Source organism: Pseudomonas beijingensis (genome assembly GCF_030687295.1).
Lineage (GTDB): Bacteria > Pseudomonadota > Gammaproteobacteria > Pseudomonadales > Pseudomonadaceae > Aquipseudomonas > Aquipseudomonas beijingensis.
On record NZ_CP117425.1, the window covers coordinates 1,859,350 to 1,877,164 of the forward strand.

The 17,815-nt window shown below is 58.3% G+C and carries 13 protein-coding genes; 9 read left to right on the forward strand and 4 right to left on the reverse strand.

All coding sequences use genetic code 11. The features are described from left to right. The first annotated feature begins 121 nt into the window (after nt 1-121). Nucleotides 122-1,129 (forward strand): tetratricopeptide repeat protein, encoded by a 1,008-nt coding sequence (locus PSH84_RS08390; RefSeq protein WP_305482590.1) that lies wholly within the window; start codon nt 122-124, stop codon nt 1,127-1,129. Nucleotides 1,130-1,196: 67 nt separating this feature from the next. Here PSH84_RS08390 and PSH84_RS08395 read toward each other — a convergent pair whose 3' ends face one another. Further along, nucleotides 1,197-1,469: a hypothetical protein gene (locus tag PSH84_RS08395; RefSeq protein WP_305469631.1), complete on the reverse strand. Its 273-nt coding sequence runs from the start codon at nt 1,467-1,469 to the stop codon at nt 1,197-1,199. Between the two features lie 426 nt (nt 1,470-1,895). Between PSH84_RS08395 and PSH84_RS08400 the strand changes: the two genes are divergently transcribed. Further along, entirely contained in the window at nt 1,896-3,377 is a 1,482-nt protein-coding gene (locus PSH84_RS08400; protein WP_305482592.1) for a leucine-rich repeat domain-containing protein, read from the forward strand. 335 nt (nt 3,378-3,712) lie between these two features. Beyond that, nucleotides 3,713-5,413, forward strand: coding sequence for a 2-isopropylmalate synthase (gene leuA, locus PSH84_RS08405; protein ID WP_122569101.1), 1,701 nt, complete (start codon nt 3,713-3,715; stop codon nt 5,411-5,413). A 121-nt stretch (nt 5,414-5,534) separates the two neighbouring features. Here the strand turns inward: leuA and PSH84_RS08410 are convergent, their stop codons facing one another. From PSH84_RS08410 to PSH84_RS08420, 3 genes are all read right to left on the reverse strand, one after another. Beyond that, nucleotides 5,535-7,238 carry a LeoA/HP0731 family dynamin-like GTPase gene (locus tag PSH84_RS08410; protein WP_305469636.1) on the reverse strand — a complete coding sequence of 568 codons (1,704 nt, stop codon included), beginning with the start codon at nt 7,236-7,238 and terminating at the stop codon, nt 5,535-5,537. After that, nucleotides 7,238-10,483, reverse strand: coding sequence for a DUF726 domain-containing protein (locus PSH84_RS08415; protein WP_305482594.1), 3,246 nt, complete (start codon nt 10,481-10,483; stop codon nt 7,238-7,240). Before PSH84_RS08415 ends, PSH84_RS08410 begins: the two co-directional genes overlap by 1 nt. A gap of 407 nt (nt 10,484-10,890) precedes the next feature. Further along, a complete protein-coding gene (locus PSH84_RS08420) occupies nt 10,891-11,919 on the reverse strand; it encodes a GlxA family transcriptional regulator (protein WP_305482595.1) in 1,029 nt (342 codons plus the stop codon). 158 nt (nt 11,920-12,077) lie between these two features. Here PSH84_RS08420 and PSH84_RS08425 point away from each other — a divergent pair, with 158 nt between their 5' ends. From PSH84_RS08425 to PSH84_RS08450, 6 genes are all read left to right on the forward strand, one after another. Next, on the forward strand, nt 12,078-12,947 hold the full coding sequence (locus tag PSH84_RS08425) for a substrate-binding periplasmic protein (RefSeq protein ID WP_305482597.1): 870 nt from the start codon (nt 12,078-12,080) through the stop codon (nt 12,945-12,947). 78 nt (nt 12,948-13,025) lie between these two features. After that, nucleotides 13,026-13,814 carry an amino acid ABC transporter ATP-binding protein gene (locus PSH84_RS08430; RefSeq protein ID WP_305482599.1) on the forward strand — a complete coding sequence of 263 codons (789 nt, stop codon included), beginning with the start codon at nt 13,026-13,028 and terminating at the stop codon, nt 13,812-13,814. After that, nucleotides 13,814-14,470, forward strand: a complete 657-nt coding sequence (locus PSH84_RS08435) for an amino acid ABC transporter permease (protein ID WP_122569107.1) — start codon at nt 13,814-13,816, stop codon at nt 14,468-14,470. The genes PSH84_RS08430 and PSH84_RS08435 overlap by 1 nt, the downstream gene beginning before the upstream one ends. After that, nucleotides 14,467-15,150, forward strand: a complete 684-nt coding sequence (locus PSH84_RS08440; protein WP_122569108.1) for an amino acid ABC transporter permease — start codon at nt 14,467-14,469, stop codon at nt 15,148-15,150. Before PSH84_RS08435 ends, PSH84_RS08440 begins: the two co-directional genes overlap by 4 nt. A gap of 4 nt (nt 15,151-15,154) precedes the next feature. After that, nucleotides 15,155-16,582, forward strand: a complete 1,428-nt coding sequence (locus PSH84_RS08445; protein WP_305482602.1) for an amidase — start codon at nt 15,155-15,157, stop codon at nt 16,580-16,582. Further along, complete coding sequence (locus PSH84_RS08450) at nt 16,582-17,814, forward strand: D-amino acid dehydrogenase (protein WP_305482603.1); 1,233 nt, start codon at nt 16,582-16,584, stop codon at nt 17,812-17,814. The genes PSH84_RS08445 and PSH84_RS08450 overlap by 1 nt, the downstream gene beginning before the upstream one ends. Nucleotide 17,815: the final 1 nt, after the last annotated feature.

The following is a 17,815-nucleotide window of genomic DNA, read 5'->3' on the forward strand; positions in this document are numbered from 1 at the left end:
GAACAGATTTATTTTCTAAACGCAGAGAGAGCGGACTTGTTGGTTTTGCTCGGTTTATAAATAAATCTGTCCCCATTTTTGTTGTCCCCATTTTTGTTACGCATACGGACACAGGTAGAGCATGCCCAGAAATATCATATTGATCGGTCTGATGATCGCCCTTGGCGGTTGCCAGAGCATGAAAGACGTGGGGAAGAGCACCGTCGAGTACATCAAGGAGTCCCGCACCACGCCGAGGGAGCGTTACCTCGCAGAGTTGGGCAATCCCTTTGTGCCGCTTGGCACCTTCGACGACGCGCTGGATGGCAGCCAAGGCAAGGCGTGTCGCGACGCGACCCGTAGTCGAACTGTATCACCGGCCGACTTGCAACTCGTCATGGCCGCCAGCGAAGGTGGTAATCCAACTTGCCAGCATGCACTCGGTACGTTCTACGAGAGCGGCAACGGCGTGAGTCGGAACAGTGCCAGGGCTCGGGCGCTCTACCTGCAAGCGGCGCCAGTCGATCCATACGCCTATGTGGAACTCGGACGCATGGCGCGGGACGGGATTGATGAGCCGGTCGACTCGGTGAAAGCCCGCGATTATTACCGCCGCGCGGGCATAGGTGGTGCGGTGGGGTTGGGTGGGCTGATGGAACAGGGCAAGGGCGGTGCACAGGATGTGTCGGGTGCTTTGAATCTGTACCTCGATGCTACCCAAAAATATGGCGACCCCGCTTGGAAGGCAATGCGACCGCTGTTGGCCAGAGGGTTGGAACTCGATGCTGAACGGGTGCACAAATATAATCGAGTATGGACTGAGGGGCTTCTACGCATTGTGCGTTTCGAGTTGTGGCGCTCATATGAACTCAGGCAGCTCAATTACGCCGGTCAGACATGGACGGTCAATGTGCTTTTTCGGTTCTCGGCAGGGAGCCAAAAACCTAAGGTTTACTTGGCCAAGAGTTGTGGCGATCCAGGGCTTGATACCGCCGTGGTGTCTGCGTTGCACCTCCTGACCATGAAAGATCCCTACATGGTTCCAGCGGGTCAGGAAACGTTCGACTTCGTGGCACCGGTCGTCCTGTCCCCGAGGGCGAACGGGGCTAACGGCTCGGTCAGTCACTTCAAGACGGCTTCGGTGCAGTAAACGCAAGACATCATTCTTGGCCGAGCATATAAGCGAAACGTGCGACCCAAAGGTCGCCCGCTTTCATTTATTCAACCGACTGCGCCCGCAATCGTCTGCCAATCACATCCATCACATCACACCCATCGCGCAGCGCTATCGTCAGCATTTTGCAAAAATCGGAAAGCACCAGCGTGTCGGAACTGATCTCCGAGCGGAACGCGATATTTTCCAGCAGTTGGGTCACGGTGCGGATGCGGTAATCGGCAGTTTCGAAGAGGGCATCAAGCGGGGCTTCGGTGTCGATCAGCAGGGTAGCGGGGACGCAGTCGATGCCAGTGATGGGCATGTATCGGTTCATCGGTAGGACCTCATTCAGTTGAAAGGAGCTACCTCGTTGCCGGGTCGCCAAACCCGAGTCGCCGTTAGGGCGACGAGGAACTATAGGCCGCCCCGCTCAAGCGCTACAAGACACCGCTTTCCGAGCTTCATGTAGGAGCTTTGGCTTTTCAGCGGCTGCATTTCCCTACATTTGGTTTACAGCTATCAACGGGCTCGAACCAGCCGTCCATTCGGCACATCGTCATGCTAGAGAGAGAACTGTGGCGAGGGAGCTTGCTCCCGCTCGGTTGCGCAGCGACCGCAAAATCGTGGGGCCGCTTCGCAGCCCAGCGGGAGCAAGCTCCCTCGCCACAGGGCTAGCCCTGACAGCCTCTTCAGTAAGACTCCTTTTTATGCTTCCCTAACGATCATATCCCCTTCAATCCCTTTCGCAGACTCCTAGACCGTGCCAACCCCCAACCGCAACGCTCTGATCACCCAGCTCGCCGCCAACCCCGATGACACCACCACGCGTGCTTCGCTCTATCGCGATCTGCTCGATACCGGGGAGGCATCACTGGAAGGTTTGCGCGTCGCGGCGGGCCTGTGCGATCCGGCGGCTAAGGTGGTGGTGGCTCAACTGAACACCACGGCCCATACAAATCGCCCCGGGCCTTTGCTGTCGCAGCTGCGTGGCTTGCCGGTAGACCATCTGGAGCTGAACAACGCCGAGCCGCAGTGGTGTGACGCCCTGGCCGGGCTGCCCTTGCGCAGGTTGGTGCTCAACAGCCCGAGGTTTATTTGTGGGCCGGAAACGTGGCAGCGTTTACCCGCCAATGCCCTCGAAACCTTGGAAGTCAGTAATTTCTCCCGCGACGATAACGCCAACTGCCTCCCCTCGCTGGAACGCTTGCGCCGGCTGAAATTGCAAACCTACGGCGAGGACTTCGATGACAGTTTTCTCCGTCAACTGAGCGACAGCCCATTGCAGGAATTGTCGTTGAACCGTTGCGATGAGATGACCGACGACGGCCTTCGTGCACTGTCACGCCTCAAGCTGCGCTCCCTGACCTTGCAACGCGTGGGCGAGCTGACGTCTGGTGGCATGGCGCACTTGGCAAGTCATCCCCTCGAACAGTTGTCCCTCAATGGCAGCGGCGCGATCCTCGACGATCCTTCCTGGCTTCGCGACCTGACGGGGTTACGCTCGTTGAGTCTGGATGACTGTTATGCAAGCGAGAGCGTATTGCAGGCGATTCGGGGTCTGCCGCTGGAAAAGCTCTCGCTGCACTCTGCGTTCATCTGCGAAGACGACCTTGAAGTGCTGGAGGGAATGCCGCTTGCGGAGCTGGACCTCAAGTGTCTACGTCAGGTAATCGAGCGGCTCGATGTGTTGCACGAGTTTCCGCTCAAGCGATTGGGGCTCTCCGATGTGCAAGGTGTCTGCGCCAGTACGTTGAGCGATCTGCGCGGGTTGCAGTTGGAGTCCCTGGACCTGTCCTTGAACGACATCACGTGGAAGGAGCTGAAACAACTGGCTGGCCTGCCGCTGAAGCGGCTCAATCTGAGTTTTTGCCAGGGCGTCGACGGTAAGGTTTTGCGCAAGCTCACCGAGTTGGGATTGCCGTTGGAGCAACTTGAAATAAGCGGCCTGAACCTGCGCGATGCCGATCTGGCTTGTTTGCGGGACTTGCCCCTGCAGCGCCTGGGTTTGTATGACAGCCCTTGGCTGACTGACGCCGGGGTGGCCCATCTTGCGCGTATGCCGCTGCGGGACCTGACGCTTGGGGCTGATCCAGGAGAGTCGCGTATCACATCGGCCGTGGTGCCGGTGTTGGAGCAACTGCCGCTGCAAACACTGTGGTTGCCCAACTGCGCCGGGATCGATGTAGACGGTTGGGATCGCTTGGCCAGGTTGCCAGCCCACGTGACAGGTCCGGGAATCTGACGCGCTGATAGGAATAGGCAGCGGCTTGGACAACACCCTGGCGCAAGAAGCGCTTGCAGCGGGCCTTCGAAGCGCTCTCCACGGAGCATGACCGACTACGACGCCAGAGCAGTGCGGTGACTACGACCTGTAAGACTAAAAATTGCTCTAGTATTTATATGTCGAGCACAAATAACCAAAAAATTAAACATTATTAGACTTTTTTGTGGATTTCACCGTGCTGTTGATGTGAAAACGCAATTTGCATCAAGTTATGCTCGTTTATTATTGGATCCAATGTTCAGTGGCGTCAGACGCCGAACCTGCCCACCTATGGATCAAAAAGGATAAACGCCATGATGCTGAAGGATCCTTCCAGCAAATATCGACATTTCACCACAGTGGATCTGCCGGACCGCACATGGCCCGGCCAAGTCCAGTCCGTTGCGCCTAGCTGGTGCAGCGTCGATATGCGCGATGGCAATCAGGCCTTGATCGAGCCGATGAATGCCGAGCGCAAGCGCCGTTTCTTCGACCTGTTGGTCAAGGTCGGTTTCAAGGAAATCGAAGTAGGTTTCCCAGCCGCCTCGCAGACCGATTTTGACTACGTGCGCGAACTTATCGAAACGGGTGCGATTCCCGATGACGTGACAATTCAAGTCATGACACAGGCTCGCAGTCATCTCATCGAGCGCACGTTTGAGGCATTGAAGGGTGTTCCCCGCGCTATCGTGCATGTGTACAACGCGACCGCCCCGGTGTTTCGAGACGTGGTATTCGGTGTTGACCGCGCCGGGTGCATCGAGATTGCCACCCAGGCCGCTCGCGAAATCAAACAGCACATGGACAACAATCCCGAGACGCAGTGGACCTTCCAGTATTCCCCCGAGACCTTTTGTTTCACCGAGTTGGATTTTGCATTGCAAGTCTGCGAGGCGGTGACGGACGTCTTTGCGCCAACGCCTTCCAACAAGATGATCCTGAACCTGCCGACGACCGTCGAAGTCTCCACGGCCAATGTCTTCGCCGATCAGATCGAATGGTTTTGCCGGCATTTCAGCCGTCGCGACAGCGTGATCATCAGCGTCCATCCGCACAATGACCGGGGCACCGGGGTTTCCACCGCCGAACAGGCCTGCCTGGCCGGTGCCGAACGGGTCGAGGGCACGCTGTTTGGTAACGGCGAGCGAACCGGCAATGTCGATATCCTCACCCTGGCTATGAACCTCTACACCAGCGGTATCGATCCGCAGCTGGATTTCTCGGACATCATCCACGTCCAGCGCGAGGTGGAATACTGTAATCAGCTGCCCACGCATCCTCGCCATCCTTATGCGGGCGAATTGGTATTCACGGCCTTTTCAGGGTCGCATCAGGACGCGATCAAGAAAGGGTTTGCAGTGCGCCAGGCTAACCCCGATGGCTTCTGGGAAGTGCCTTATCTGCCTATTGACCCGGCGGATATGGGACGCAGCTATGAGGCTGTCATTCGCGTCAATAGCCAATCCGGCAAAGGCGGTGTGGCTTATCTGCTTGAACAGCATGGGATCGTGATGCCGCGCCGATTGCAGATGGAGTTCAGCAACCTGGTCCAGCAAGAGGCGGATGGATCGGGCCAGGAGATCAGTAGCGAGATGATCCTTGCGTGCTTTAGCCGGCACTATCTGGATGAGGGCAAGCCCTACACGTTGTTGCAGCCTAAATTGGTCAGCGAGGGCGCTGTGACTTACCTGGAGGGCGTGCTCGACATGGGGGGCACCAGGTTCGACCTCAGCGGTGAGGGCAACGGTCCGCTGGCGGCGCTGGTCGATGCATTTGCCCAGCGTGGCGTTCACTTCGATATCGCCGATTATCATGAGCACGCTGCTCGCGATGGGGCTCAGGCCGAAGCACTGGCCTATGTCGAGATTCGCGTGAATAACCGGCTGCTATTTGGCGCCGCCCGCGATGGCAGTAGCTTACTGGCGTCCCTCAAGGCGGTGACAAGCGCCGTCAATCACGCATCACGCCTGGGGCTGCTTAGCGTGATGCGTTTTTCCAGTCCTGCATTGCTCTGATATGTGTGGATTGACAGTGAAGAAATAACCATGGTTTGAGGACGCGGACACCGGATATTCGGTAGTGGATTTGCTCGGGTCCAGGCGCCCGTTGCATCACGCTGCGGGCGCCTGAACGGGGTCAGTTCAATCTTCTGAATTCAGCGTCGATGGTTTCCGCTTCAACGCGCCATGCCTGGAAGCGCTGCTGACGTACACGGCTGTCATCCAGGTTGCTTTGCAGTTCTTGTCGACGTGTGTTGAGCAGCAGGTAGTCGGGGAAGAACTCCTCCTTGAAGCGCGCGGAGTTCACCAGGGCGAGAAAGTCCTGACGCTGCTGTTCGAAGTTGTCGACCATTGCTGCGATGGCCTTTTTGAATGCCTCTTCGCGCTTGTATTGCTCCCAGCTGTCCCAGGCTTCGAGCGCCACGCCGAGGATGGCCAGTGCCCCGTTGGCGCCTTTGGCGAACTTCACGGCACCCCACGGTTGGAACTTCAGGTATTTGCCGATATCCATGCCCACCGTCTTGGCAATCGTAGTGAGGCCATCGCGTGCGGCCAGTACCGTGGTGTTGTTGATCAGGTTGCCTTTGAGCAGGTGGTTGATGCCTTGCTTGCCCAGGGCTTTGACGGTGATGTTGAAGTGGTTGACCTCGCTATCGAAGCCAACCTGCATTTTTTCGACCTCAAGCGTGATCGACTGAGTCTGGCGGCTAAACTCATTCTGCAGGCGGGTGGACACGATAATGCCTTCAGCGCCGACCTCTCGTTCGAAGAAGTCCGCAAAGGTTTCCAGGCTGGAACCCTTGGCTTGCAGGATCAGGTCGGAGAAGTAGCGTGTGGCGAATTCGCGCAGGCTGATGCGTGCATCTTCGATTTGCTGCCCGGTCACTGCGAGCTGTTTGCCCAGGCGAGCGTTGAGCTCATCGAGTTTGCCGACCTCCAGGGAAACCTTCTGATCGTTCTCGATGGCAATGGGCAGTTGGTTGCTGAGCACGTCGCGGATTACGCTGGCGCGCATTTCGTTGGCCAGCGCGGCGCTGCCACCGTTCTGCTGGATCTTTCCTGTGGTGGCGGTCTGCAGCGTGGCGATATGCGACAGAGCCTTGAACTGTTCGAGGTTGGCCAGCCAGTGCTCCACCCCCATGTCGAAGGGGTTGGCGGCCACGGCGACGATGGACAATTCGGCTACTTCCTGGTCGCTCAGCCCGATCTGTTCGCGAAGCCGTCCTGCCACGTTGTCGCGCTTGACCTGCAGGTTAGTCTGATAGTCCTGCTCGTCCTCCACGTCGGCTACTTCATCGAAGCGACTGAGAACGAAAACAGTGCGTGGCAGCAGATCCAGAGTGCGGAACAACCAGGTCAGGTCGTCCTTGTGGCTTTCCTTGATGGGGTTGGTCGAGTTCATCACGTAGAGCACCAGGTGAGATTCGCTCACGTACTTCCTGGTGATGTCCTTGTACTTCTCGATGGCCTGAGTTTCGGCATTTTCCTGCTCCTTGAAGCCGAACAGCCCAGGGGTGTCGATCAGCACGAAGCCTTCGTCGACTTCGTAGACTTTCACCTCATTGGAGGATTCCTGATGGCTGATTTTCATGCTGGATCTATCCAGCTTCTCCATCCAGGCCGCCGCAATCGAAGTCTTACCTTCCGAGAAGCCGCCAATCAGCGCGACCTTGAGTTTTTCACCGGATACGCTGTTGATGGCATTCTGCAGCTTGCTGCTCAAATTCGAGTCAAGCGGCACTCCGGCCTGCGCGCCCTGCTCGAGAAAGTCTTGCAGCCTGTCGAGCAGCGTCAGTGCGCTTGCCTGTTGGGCCTTGAATGTTTTGAGAGTGTTTTCCATTACAGACTTCCTGCGGTTTCGATTTGGCGGGAGAGGTTTTTCAGGCGACTGGTCGAACGAGTCAATGTGTGCACCTGGTCAGTGGCCTGTTTGGCAGGCGCTTCAAGTGCCAGGTCGAGTTGGTCGATAGTCTCCTGCATTTCGCACAAGGCGCTTTTCAGGCTGTCGCGCAGCGTGTCGCGCAATTGCTCAGTGGCGCTGCGCAGGTTTTTCTCCGTGGCTTGGCGTTGTTGGGACTTTTTGTAGTCCGAGCTGAGCGCGCTCCACAGCGCTTTGCCGATCGAAACCAGCACGGAAAGGGCTGCGGCTCCAGCAACCCACAGGCTGGCTCCGCCAGTGAATGGCGCCAAGGCGATACCGACAAGGCCGCCTAGCAGTCCCGCAACGTTGATGCCGTTGTCGATCTTTATATTGAGGTTGAAATGCTCGTTGAATCGCATGCTGCCAAGCTTTCCATAGCTTGCGGTCAGCTCTTGGGCATGTTTTTCGAAGCGCGTGAGAATGTCCTCGGCCGCCTTCTGGAATTTTCCGACCTCTGCGTTCACCGCCTTAGGCAATTGCCTGCCCAGCTGCCGCTGTTGGGTTTCAAGCTGTTCGCTTAGGGCATTTTTGAAAGCATCGTTGCTGATATCGTCCTCAATGCGTGCGTAGACGCTGTTGCGCACGTTGCTGGCGAAATCGTCGATCAAGGTTTCGCCGCAGGATTCCAGACGTTTTTTCAGCGCCTGGAAGCTGCTGTTCAACTGACTCTTGGCGCTTTGCTCTTCCTGGGAGAGCTGGGTCGATAGCGCGGCCAGGGTCTGCTGAACGCCTGAGAGCGTTTCAGTGGTCTGGTTGAGCGCCTCATTGGCTTTGTTGAAGTTGGCCCGAATGATCTTGGCCCTGCCGTTATGGAGCAACCGGCCGCCGAGCAACTGCAGAAAGTTGCGCAGGCGGGATTTTTCCAGCAATTCGTCGGCACCGAAGTCCGCAAGCACTTTGCTGCGGCGCTTGGCGTTCTGCGACCCCGGCGCGAAGTGGTCGGTCGAAGCGAGGAACGCAGGCAGCGCGGTCAGCGGGAACACCTCCTGATAGTGCTTGCCAAGCTGCTCGCTCATCTTCTCGTCTAACCCGGCAAGGCTGATGTTTTCGTCGTCAGAGATCAGCGATCGATCAGCCAGCGAGTGCTTGGGGCTGGTGATCTTCTTGTTGAAGATCGTCCATACCTCGGTTTGCGCTCCCAGGTGCTGCTTGATCTTTTCCAGCGTGCCTTGGTGCTGCCCATCGCCCGTTTGTGGTGGTGCGGGCTGGTTGGTGACGTAGAACACCGCATGAGCGGTCTGGACGGCACGTTCTATCTCGTCGAGTACCAAGCCTTCCTTACCCTCGATACCGGGTACATCCAACAGGGCGAAGGGTTGGCCGTCCAGTTCGAGGTCATAGCGCTGTGTTTTACGGGTGAAGTCGGTTCTGCCGTCACCGATGATTTCACCGTCGGCATGAGTCTGCAGCTGCGACAGCAATTGTGCCAGCTGGCTTTCATTTTCCAGGCGCTGCTGGGCGAGCGTCCGCTGATGGTGGGTCGCCTCCGTCTGTTGGGCGGCAATCGCCGCACAGGCGTCGTCACGCGCTGTTGCGATTTCGCCCAGTTGCTGCTCCAGAGCAAGGCGTTCCTGATAGGCTTTCTGCTGCTCGGCGTCCAGGGTCGCCGCAGCGCTGTCGCGTGCCGTCGTGGTCGCTGTCAGCGTGGCGGTGGCATCATTCAACTCGACCTCCTCTGGCATTTTTCTGAAGAGGTTCAACAGCATCTGCCAGAGTGAGGCGGTGCTTTTACGCTCGGCGAGAAGGGTGTGCAGACGCGTGACGGCAGCAAGGGCGTCTTTGTGCGACTTCTCGTGTTGCTGGAGCGTACCGCCAAGTCGTTGCGTCAATTCGCAGGATCGGGCGTTGGCCTGGTCGAGGGCGCTCTGGGCGGCCCTGTAAGGTTGTTCGTATTGTTGCATTGTGGCACTCAACTGCTGCGTCAGTTCGCCAAGTCGAGCTTCGGCTTGCTCGATGCTCTGTTGCAGCTGCTGCAGGTTTTCTTCACTCAGCCCATACTGGTCGTGTAGCTTGCGGAACGCCTGCTGGCTGGCCTTCTTGCCGGGCTCTTGGAGCAAGATGCGTAAGGTCTCGATAAGGGTCGATTTGCCAGCGCCGGTTTCGCCGTAGAAGGCAATGGTGAACGTATTCCACTCTGCATTCTGCTCAAGTTCGGCGAGCCGCTCGATCAGTGCCGCCCGATGCTCGGTGAGCCGTCGAATCGCTTCTTCTCTTGCCTGGTTCAAGGCTTCGTCGTCCGACGGATTGCTCAGTTCGCCTATGATGAGTGCCAGTTCGTCATTGATTCGCTGGTAAACCTCACTTGGGTTGTTCAGTTCGAGTGTCATGTCGTGTTCTTCGGCAGGTTGTTCGGGCGCCAGGGTTGGCATGAATGCGTCAGCAGGTGCTTGGGCAGGCTCTGGCGAGCTGGGCGCGCACGCTTTGAAGCGTGTTTCGGCCAGCACCTCGGGTAGCCGCTTCCAGTAATCGGTGTGGCCGAAGTCGTTCATCTCGATGCTCTCGAAGTGTTCGACCTCGTTACGTCCCAGGCAGGTTTCACCCCAATTCAACAGCAGGGTCCTGTCTGTCTTCGAATAGGCATTGATCAGTCGCCCCTGAAGCAGACCACGCAGCTGACGCGCTTCGACGGCTGTTACCTCGGCGGCGGCAGCCATCAGCAGCACATCGTTGATGGCCAGCTGCCGCTTATTCGTGAAGTTTCTCAGGCTGCTGATGACCAGCCGGCCGCCAAGCGAGTGGCCGATCAGGTTGATGGTTTCGATCTGTGGGTGGTTGCCGCGCAGGTACTCTTGCAACTGATCGAGTAACACCATTCCCATTTTTTCTGCGCGTGAGCGGGCTTCAGTGAAGTTCTTCATCCGATCCTTGGCTAAAGAGCCCGCGAGCCCCCAGTAACCGAAGGGCCCAGCAATGCTTCCTGTCCCGGAGGACAGGCCTGCCGTGCCAAGCGCCCAGAGCGACGACTTGTCGAAGTGGAGGTAGTGATTCGAGGGCCAGAACGCAAAGATATTGGTGTAGTTGCTAAGTTGATCGGGAATTTTCTCGAGTAGGAGCTTCTGGTCCTGGTCGCTATGCCCGGCGCTGTAGCCATGGATGAATATGTTGGCTTCTGTCGGGTTGGGGCTGGTAGACGGTGAAGTCTGGAAACGGAATGGTTGGGGCATGTAGGTTTTCCCTATCCCCGGTCATGCTGCTTTTCAAGCAGCGTCTGTGAAGAGGTACAGTGCAGGCACTCTAGAAACAGGTGCAATAGGGGCGGTTGCCTGAGGAGAGAGTCCTTGGTTGCGGGCATAGCTACTTCCTTGTACTGAGTCGTAGTGACGTTCGCTGACATCACCTATAGGGCGAATTTACCGTGTTTCGGTGGCAAATTGCCATGCTTTCGGCTGGCAACCGTCATTACGCAAGTGAGCGGCATTGGATGCGAAGCCCTCCAGGCGAATTGCGTGGCGCATTTTGGGGCTGGGGCGGCGGCGTTGAGGGTCGTAACAGAAGCGTTACGCTCCAATAACTCTTACTCCGAGTCTCTGGGCGAGTGTGGTTCGGGTGATAGTCAGTGTCACTTGCAGCATCATTTCCCATCTTGTTGCATCAGGGCCTTGCGTAACTTCCCTGGCGACATACCAAACATGCTCTGAAAGTGCCGAATAAAATGCGGCGCATCCGCGAAGCCACATTCAAAGGCGATCTCGCCGATCTGGCGATCGGAACTCACGAGTAGCCATCTGCCGAACCGGAGTCGGACCTGGCGGTAGAACTGGGCTGGGCTGTTGTTGGTTTCAGCGACAAACAGGCGTTCCAATTGCCGTTTGCTGGTGCCGACCAGATGCGCAATGGCCTCGATATCCAGGGGTTGGGCCATGTGTTTTTCCATCAACATCACGGCTTCGTGCAGCCGACGGTTGGAGGAGCTGGCGTAGCCGAGCGCCTTGCGTCGATCGACGAAACTGTTGGATGTGTTCTTCGCCACCGTCATCTGATGCACGACTTTGCCCGCACGATCCGGTCCGCAATGCATGCCGATCAGATGAAGGGCCAGTTCGATCACTGACACACCGCCGGCGCAGGTGATCCGGTCCTGGTCGATCAGAAAGTCTCTGTTGATGACAAAGCGCAACGTGGGAAACCGGTGCTTCCAGTCATCGCCATGATAGGCGTGGACACACGCCGTTCGCCCCTCCATCAGGCCATGTCGCGCGAGCACGAAGCTGCCGGTGCACAGGCCGATCAACGGCACCTGTGCCGCCGCGGCCTGGTGGAGGAACGCGGGATAGGTTTTCGGCACCGCCTCGATGGAGTCGAGCAATCCACCAATCACCACGATGTAGTCGAAACGCTCCGGGTCAGCGAGTTCGCTGTCGATGGGCACGTCCAGTCCGCTACTGGAAATGACTCTTTGCCCGGGCGTGCCGAGTACTTTCCATTGGCAACGGATGGGGCGGCTTTGATCGCCCGTATCGGCGGCGTGCCGCAACGCATCGGTCAGTCCTGACAGTGACAGCAAGGGGAAGCGTGGCCACAACATGATGCCAATAGACAACTCGGCGGTGCCGCGGCGCATGGGTGGATGACGCGCCTGCCCATGATCGAGCCCGTCCACGAGGCTTTCCTGAGGTGTCCCGTTCTCTGCACCGCCAGAATGTCGCAAATATTCAATCATTCGTGCAAAGCATCCAACCAGTTATAGCGCCGGTCCCACTACGATGGGCCTATGCGAAACGTTCTGCTGCCACAATAAAAACTATCGAGGAGCATTCGATGAAGACGTCCAAGGTTCAGCGTTTTTCCGCTATTTGTGCTGGTTTTCTGCTGTCCGTGCTGGCTGCGGCACCGGTGTTCGCATTGGAGACAGTAGAGCCGGGAAGCCTGACCATCGCCTTCAGTGGTGATATGCCAGGAACAGGGTATCAAGATAGTCGGATGGTCGGCTATGACGGTGAAATTCTTCAACAAATTTCCGAAAAACTCGGCCTTAAAGTCAAACCGGCGTTGATGGAGTGGTCAGGGACGATTGCATCGGTGCAGTCCAAGCGAGTGGATGTCATGGCAGGCACCATGGGTTGGACCGAACAGCGCTCGAAAATCATGGCCTTGAGCGATCCTATTCACTACTTCAAGAACGGCATCACCCAGACAGACAAGACCAATTGGAACAGCCTCAAGGATCTGCAAGGCAAGAAAGTCGGCACCATCACCGGCTTTTCGTTCATCCCTGAGATGCGCAAGATCGATGGCCTGCAAGTCGCCCTGTACGACACGTCAGATGCGGCCGTTCGCGATTTACTCGCTGGACGCATCGATGCGGTGATCGGCGATCCACCGGTCATGCAATACGCCATTTCCCGCAATGAGCAATGGCACCTGCATTTCAACGCCTTCGTCGACAACGATCCGAATTTCCCACTGCTGACGGGCTTGGGGCAGGTGGTGTTCGGCTTCAACAAGGCCAGTCCGGAACTGGTGACGGCAGTCAACGCGCAGATTCAGACGCTCTGGAAAAACTGTGAGATGCGCAAGATCGGCGCTCGCTACGGCCTGACTCAGGATGTCTGGTTCATGCCCGAAGGCAAGGACCTGCGGCTCGGCGTCGATCGCCCTGCGGACTGGACGCTACCTGGCTGCAAATAAGTGTGTGAGGCGATGGGGCGGACTCTTGCGGATGCACCGATTCATCGCCACGCCTATAACAAAAAGAGGTTAGCCGAAATGTCGAACCCGTCTGACGCCGCGTTGCTGCGCGTGCACGAATTACACAAGAACTATGGCGATCTGGAAGTGCTCAAGGGCATCAGCCTGGAGTTGAAGCCCGGTGAGACCCTGTCGCTGATTGGCCCGAGCGGATCTGGAAAGTCCACCTGCCTGCGTTGCATCAATTACCTGGAGAAACCTACCAGTGGCGAGATCTGGCTGGGGAACGAGCTGATCGGGCAGGTCAGGGACGGCAAGCGTTTACGCCTGATGAGTGACCGGGAGATGGCTGCGCAGCGCCGCGAGATCGCCATGGTGTTCCAGTTGTTCTATCTCTGGCCGCACTTGAACGTGCGCGATAACGTCGCGCTCGGGCCCATCAAGGCCCAAGGTATGCCGCGCAAACAGGCGTATGAGTTGGCCGACGCGATGTTGGAGAAAGTCCATCTGCGGCACAAGGCCGAGTCTTATCCCGAGCAATTGTCCGGTGGTCAGCAGCAGCGGGTCGCCATCGCCCGGGCCTTGGCTCAGCAACCGAAAGTGATTCTGTTCGACGAACCGACCTCGGCGTTGGACCCCGAGTTGGTCGGCGAAGTGTTGGCGGTGATTCGCGAGCTGGCGGAAGAGGGCCGCAGCATGATCATGGTCACCCACGAAGTGCGGTTTGCCCGCGATGTGGCGGATCGGGTGATCTTCATGGACGGCGGACGCATTGTCGAACAGGGGCCGTCGGCGCAAGTCATCGACAACCCTCGCCACGAACGCACCCGCTGTTTTCTTGGGCGTATGGCTGTGGAGAGCGCTTGATGGTGAATCTGGAAGCTTTCCTCGGACTGTTGCCCTTGCTGTTGAAAGGCGCAATGAATGCGCTGGAAATCGCCCTCTGCACCTTAGTGCTGGCCAGTGCGGGTGGTCTGGTGCTGGCGGTTTTACTGACGTTCAGCCGATCGCGACTGGTACACGGCGCGATCGCCTGTTTCATCGAATGGATGCGCAACGTGCCCGCGCTGGCGCACCTGTTTCTGATCTACTTTGGGCTGTCCTACCTGGGCATCAATTTGCCCGCGTGGCTGGCGGCCATCGTCGGCTTGAGCCTGGTAGGCAGCGCAGTGCTGGCCGATACTTTCCGAGCTGGCTTGCAATCGCTGCACGTCGGCCAGCATGAAGCCGGGCAGGCCATCGGCCTGCACCGTATGCAAATTCTGCGCTACATCCTCTTGCCCCAGGCCCTGCGCGTTGCGTTGCCGGCGTATGCCAACTACGTCACGCAACTGATCAAGGACACGTCCATCGCCTCGGCCATTGCCGTGCCGGAAATCATGTTCCTGGCACGCAATCTGGTGACATCCACGTTCCAGACCTCGCTGATTTATCTGGCGGTGATGTGCATCTATGCGGCGATGATCCTGCCAATTGGCGTGGGCTTCATCCGACTTGAACGTCATCTGGGGGCGGCGCGATGATCAGTTTTTTCCAGCAATACCCGGAATACTGGAGCGACTGGATCGCTCGCCTGCTACTCGGCGCACGGGTCAGCGCCGAGTTGTCCCTGACAGGCTTCGCCCTGGCGGCGATGTTGGGCGCGTTACTGGCCTGGGCGATGAAGAGCCCCAGCGTATTGCTCAAGCGTCTGGCGGTGTGCTTCATCCAGGGGATGCGTGCGGTGCCGCTCCTGGCGTTGCTGCTGGCGCTGTATTTCACCTTGCCCAGCCTCGGGCTGACGCTGTCCGGTTACTGGGCCGGAGCCATCGGTTTGGGCTTGCAGGGCTCGGCCTACGTCGCGGAAATCCTGCGCGGTGGACTGGATTCCTTGCATCGAGGCCAACGTGAGGCGGCCATCGCCACGGGCCTGACGCCGTTGCAAGCCTTCACCGCCGTGATCTTTCCGCAAGCCATTCGCGGCATGTTGCCGCCGTTGCTCAATGCCTACGTGTCGATTCTGAAGGACAGCTCCCTGTGCGCCTTGATCGCCACCGATGAGTTGATGCTGGCGGCCCGGGCCATCGCGTCCGAATCCTTTTTGCCGATGCATATTTTCCTGCTGGTGGGGCTGTTCTATTTCGTCATCGCTTTCCCTCTTTCTCTATTGTCGCGAGTGCTGGAAGTACGATTTTCTCGCGGACGCAAAACCATTCGAGGTTGAACACATGAACATCATGGATCGAACCGCTTCCCACAGTATTGGCCAGTTGCGGCAAGCGCTGGAGTCCGGAGCGCTCACGAGCGAGTCCCTGGTTTGCGCGCAACTGGAGCGGATCGAGCGCTTCAACGGTCAACTCAATGCTTATGTCGAGGCCTACCCCCAGCGCGCGCTCGGTGCCGCCATCGCGGCCGATCGGCAGCGGGCTGCCGGTGTCAACCTGGGGCCATTGCATGGCATTCCAGTTGCGATCAAGGATTTGTTCGAGATCGACGGCAAGGCCATAACCGGTGGTTCGCTGGCACAGAAGCCGCGTATCTCGCGGCTCACCGCCACGGCAGTGCAGCGACTGGAGCGCGCTGGGGCGATCATCATGGGCAAGACTCACACTGTTGAATTCGCTTTCGGAGGATGGGGCACCAATGCCGTTATGGGCACGCCGTGGAACCCATGGGACCGCGACGTCCATCGTGCTCCAGGTGGTTCCAGCAGTGGTTCAGCGGTGGCCGTGGCCGGCGGGTTGGCAAGCGCGGCATTGGGCACCGACACCGGTGGCTCGGTGCGGATTCCTGCGGGCATGTGTGGTCTGGTTGGTTTGAAAACCACGCGTGGGTTGATTAGCCGTCACGGTTTGATTGAATTGTGTCCATCGCTGGATTCGGTGGGGCCGATTACGCACACCGTCGAAGACGCCGCGTGGATGCTTGACGCGCTGCTGGGGCCGGACCCGCTGGATCCGGTCTCGGCCAAGTCGCCAGTGTTCAGCGCCGCGGCAGGCTTGAATCTTCCGGTGGTCGGTCTGCGCATCTGGGTATTGCCACAGACCGAACGCGTACACATCGCGCCTGGCGTATTGGCAGCCTATGACCGGGGGCTTGAGCAATTGGCCGCGCTGGGCATGCATCTGGTCGAACAACCGCTACCGACTTCGCTGGAGCAGTGCATGCGCGTTGCCGGTGGCCTCATGAGTGCCGAAGGCTACGCCAGCCTTGGCAGCCTGTTCGAACGCGATGATCTGCGCTTCGATCCTCATGTGCAGCGTCGGGTGCTGAGCGGACGCGCCGTCGACGCGGCGGCTTATATCAACTTGCACAACCAGCGACGCGTTGCCCGTCGAGCCATGGAAGAGGCCATGTCCAATGTCGATGCCTGTGCGTTTCCGACCAACGCCATTGGCAGTGTGCCGTTGAATCAGGTCGATGAGGACGGTACGCCGCTGGCCTTACTCGGGCGTTTCGCCAACCTGCTCAATCTCTGCTCAGTGGCGCTGCCGACGGGCTTCGACGAGCAACGTATGCCGGTTTCGATGCAGATCGTCGGGCGTGCTTTCGCTGAACCATTGATCCTGCGGATCGCCCATGCCTACCAGCAAGTCAGTGATTGGCACCTACGGCGGCCTGTGGGTTGGGACCTGTCTGACAGGGTGGTGGCGTAATGGAAATCTGTGTCGTCGGCGCTGGCATCGTCGGGTTGAGCAGTGCCTGGTTTTTACACAAGGCCGGTCATAACGTCACCGTTATCGATCGTGCGGGGGAGGCCGGCATGGGGGCCAGTGCGGCCAATGGAGCGCAATTGAGTTACAGCTATGTGCAACCGCTGGCTGATCCCTCTCTGTTGCCGGGCATTCCGAAAATGCTGTTGGCGCGCAACGGGCCGCTGAAGTTTTCGCCGCAATGGAGCGTGGAACAATGGCGCTGGTGTGTGGAGTTTCTCGCGGCCTGCCGTACGTCCATTTCGCGCCAGACCACTGTCGAGTTGCTGGAACTGGCGCATGAAAGTCGGCTGGCGCTGGACGCCTTCATCAGTCAGGAAAAGGTGCAATGCGATTTCGCCCGCACCGGAAAACTGGTTCTGTACCCCGATGCTGAAAGCCTGCGCAAGGCCAGCGAGCAGGTGAAGTTCCAGGCCGCCCAAGGCGCCAGGCCACAAAAAATAGTGAGTCCCGCCGAAGCCCTGTCGATCGAACCTGCACTTGAGGGCTATAAGAAGGCGTTTCACGGCGCGATCCATACCGACAGCGAATGCGCGGTCGATGGGCGCAAGCTTTGTCAGGAGCTTGCGCGGTTATTGAGCAAGCAGGGTGTGCGCTTTCTGCTTGACAGTGAGGTTGCCGCTTTCCGACGTGAACGCGGGCGTATCACCGCGTTGGAGATTCACCACGCCATCGAAGGCCCAGGTCTTTTAGGGACGCAAGCGGTCGTGCTGGCGGCGGGTGCTTACAGTGCGGGGTTGTTATCAGCGTTCGGTGTGCGCATGCCGGTCTACCCGCTCAAGGGATACAGCATTACGTTGCCGATCACTGATTCGATGAATGCACCGACGGTCAGCGTGACTGACATGCGGCGTAAAACGGTGTTCGCCCGGATCGGTGATCGCTTACGCGTCGCGGGGATGGTCGAGTTGTGTGGGCTGGATGCGTCAATTCCTATTAAGCGTATCGAACAACTGAAAGCCTCGACTCAGGCATTGTTCGGTTTTGGCTGGAACGCCGATGATTGTCAGCCCTGGACCGGTTGGCGTCCTGCGACCCCCACCGGGCGGCCGATTCTGGCCGTCAGTGGTTGTGACAACCTGTACGTCAATTGCGGCCAGGGTGCGCTGGGCATGACCTTGGCGTTCGGTAGTGCCCAGCGTCTGGTCCGGTTGATCGACGGCACGGCGCCTTAGC

Coding starts and splice junctions, on each gene's coding strand:
- PSH84_RS08425 (WP_305482597.1), top strand. CDS start 12,078: ATGAAGACGTCCAAGGTTCAGCGTTTTTCCGCTATTTGTGCTGGTTTT.
- PSH84_RS08410 (WP_305469636.1), bottom strand. CDS start 7,238: ATGGAAAACACTCTCAAAACATTCAAGGCCCAACAGGCAAGCGCACTG.
- PSH84_RS08435 (WP_122569107.1), top strand. CDS start 13,814: ATGGTGAATCTGGAAGCTTTCCTCGGACTGTTGCCCTTGCTGTTGAAA.
- PSH84_RS08390 (WP_305482590.1), top strand. CDS start 122: ATGCCCAGAAATATCATATTGATCGGTCTGATGATCGCCCTTGGCGGT.
- leuA (WP_122569101.1), top strand. CDS start 3,713: ATGATGCTGAAGGATCCTTCCAGCAAATATCGACATTTCACCACAGTG.
- PSH84_RS08440 (WP_122569108.1), top strand. CDS start 14,467: ATGATCAGTTTTTTCCAGCAATACCCGGAATACTGGAGCGACTGGATC.
- PSH84_RS08430 (WP_305482599.1), top strand. CDS start 13,026: ATGTCGAACCCGTCTGACGCCGCGTTGCTGCGCGTGCACGAATTACAC.
- PSH84_RS08415 (WP_305482594.1), bottom strand. CDS start 10,483: ATGCCCCAACCATTCCGTTTCCAGACTTCACCGTCTACCAGCCCCAAC.
- PSH84_RS08445 (WP_305482602.1), top strand. CDS start 15,155: ATGAACATCATGGATCGAACCGCTTCCCACAGTATTGGCCAGTTGCGG.
- PSH84_RS08395 (WP_305469631.1), bottom strand. CDS start 1,469: ATGAACCGATACATGCCCATCACTGGCATCGACTGCGTCCCCGCTACC.
- PSH84_RS08450 (WP_305482603.1), top strand. CDS start 16,582: ATGGAAATCTGTGTCGTCGGCGCTGGCATCGTCGGGTTGAGCAGTGCC.